Raw genomic sequence first — 2,085 nt, 5'->3', positions numbered from 1 at the left:
TCCACTATTGCTGGGACAGTGTTAAAACCTCTATCAATTAGATATGCAACTAACAAACGTCTCAGAAATGAGGTTTGAGTTTTACTCGGCTTATTATCGTTCATGCTATCCTTCTCCGTTAAACAAGTTTTCTTTGAACAGTATTCATCATCTTCGGTAGGTAGTAATTTCCATTACACTGTAATATCTTACGTCATGACCTAGTTAACAAATGGTTTTCATTTAACCTAGCCTAGGCTTAGTAAACCATCTATACAACTAGACCACGACACAAGTGACAACGTCACGCAAAACTCAGCCAAATTGCTTTATGTTCCCGAACATATGCTTTAAGCAATGTGAAGTTCCAATATGCTGGTACAGTCTGTGTGAACGTAGTTTGTTTAATAGATTCGGACTCTTTAAATGCTTTATGCAGTCTTCGACTTCTCCCCGAGTAAAGAAACTACTTGGCATATTAAAATTAGTAGGGTGTACTGCCAAGCACCTCTCATTGTTTGAGTCGGTATAAGTCATTTCAAACTCTAATTCCGGGTATATTTTCTGTAGCATGTTGATCTTATATACATAGCCCATATACTCATAATCAATGAACCTTTCGTGAATGTTTACGTTAGAAAGAGGGGAGGTATTTCTAAAAACTTCCTGGTTGTGGTGATAGAGGAACCGCGCAGTTATGGTCCTATGTTTTCCCTCTTCAATGAAGTAAGCATCCTCAACTTTTGTAAAAGAAATACCTGGTTTTACATGATGATCTAAATAGTAATTTGGATTTTCTGTGAGTTCCATTAGGGCTCGCTCTATACGTTTTAAGTGACGGCCACCTAAACAGTCCCCCCACTTCATCGCATCATAGCCTTGGCTATGACCAACAACGCGCTCTAAAGGAATACTGCCGAATCTCTTCTCAATATGTGGAAATAGATAAATTCCTCTATCCATCAGATAATCGTCGAGAGGGAGTAATTCCGTATTGGTGAAATAAGCCGGATTTAGTCCATTTAGCTCCAGTATATTTGTTTTGATTGCCATACTCAGTTCCTCGTTAGTTTTTAAAGGTTTTAGCCACCGATTCGCTGGTGGGCTAATGAGCATATCAAGCAAAATGTCATCTCTACTACCTGAAGTCCCGCTTTTTGGAAGTCCAGTGATCGTATAGATAGAGTCGATTTATTCACATACATGTCGGAGGACATTAAAGTTTGAAACTTTTCTCTCGTGTAGAGTTTAGTACCAAGTAGCCTAGATAAAAGAAGGTAACAATAAAGTTTGAAACTAACTTAATGCCATAACTCTCTGCACAACAGAATTATGACAATAAAGTTTGAAACTTTAAGCATTGTAAGAGACCTTCCTTTCTAGGCACTTAGTCATTGGTCAACCCAGTCTCGCTTAGCAAACTTTTTGGATACAACGGAATAACGGACTCGTTTCGATTTAGTGCAAGAGCTCCTTTGAAATAAACAAAAGGGCTCCGCACTTACCTCAAGAGCCCAACTTCTTAATCGACTTTTAGTACTTATTATAAAGTTTCATCTGCCCTGTCTTATCAAAAGACACCACGTTAAAGCCTTTGTACTCCTGCCCTGGTCGTGCCATTCCCGGCGAATGCTGCGGCATACCGGGAGCGGCTATCCCTGAAATATTTTCAGGTCTCTCCTCAAGCAAGCGTTTGATATCAGACTCAGGAACATGCCCTTCAATCATATAGCCATCAATGACAGCTGTATGGCAGGACATCAGTTGATTAGGCATACCAAACTCTTGTTTGACATCACTCCAATCACGAGCGTGGTTAACATTCACCTCATAGCCTTTTTTCTCCATAATTGCAGCCCATTCCTTACAGCAACCACACGTAGGCGATTTATAAAGCTCAATAATAGGCTTAGCAAAGACGTTAAAACTCAAAATCAAAGATGAAAATGCAATAAGTCTCAATTTTTTACTCATAAAGTTACCTAACTAAAGTCTATTTTACGTTAATACTGATGGCTTCATCGCCATAACTCAGCTCATATATTCCCTTTTCAGGAAGCCACTCAAAGTGCTGAGTTTCATACGGTTCTAGACGCAGTGTTAAAT

At 39.2% G+C, this 2,085-nt stretch carries 2 protein-coding genes; both read right to left on the bottom strand.

What is annotated here, in order from left to right:
- Positions 1-294: 294 nt before the first annotated feature.
- Complete coding sequence (locus IQR33_RS15675) at positions 295-1,032, bottom strand: hypothetical protein (RefSeq protein WP_193843832.1); 738 nt, start codon at positions 1,030-1,032, stop codon at positions 295-297.
- A gap of 480 nt (positions 1,033-1,512) precedes the next feature.
- Positions 1,513-1,953: a DUF411 domain-containing protein gene (locus IQR33_RS15670; protein WP_228013923.1), complete on the bottom strand. Its 441-nt coding sequence runs from the start codon at positions 1,951-1,953 to the stop codon at positions 1,513-1,515.
- Between the last annotated feature and the right edge of the window lie 132 nt (positions 1,954-2,085).

It is taken from the genome of Vibrio sp. OPT46 (assembly GCF_015163535.1).
Classification (GTDB): Bacteria; Pseudomonadota; Gammaproteobacteria; order Enterobacterales; family Vibrionaceae; genus Vibrio; species Vibrio alginolyticus.
This window is presented reverse-complemented; position numbering and strand designations above follow the sequence as displayed.

What these genes read in the sequence shown, in the direction of transcription:
- IQR33_RS15675 (WP_193843832.1), bottom strand. Translation starts at nt 1,032, where the DNA reads ATGGCAATCAAAACAAATATACTGGAGCTAAATGGACTAAATCCGGCT.
- IQR33_RS15670 (WP_228013923.1), bottom strand. Translation starts at nt 1,953, where the DNA reads ATGAGTAAAAAATTGAGACTTATTGCATTTTCATCTTTGATTTTGAGT.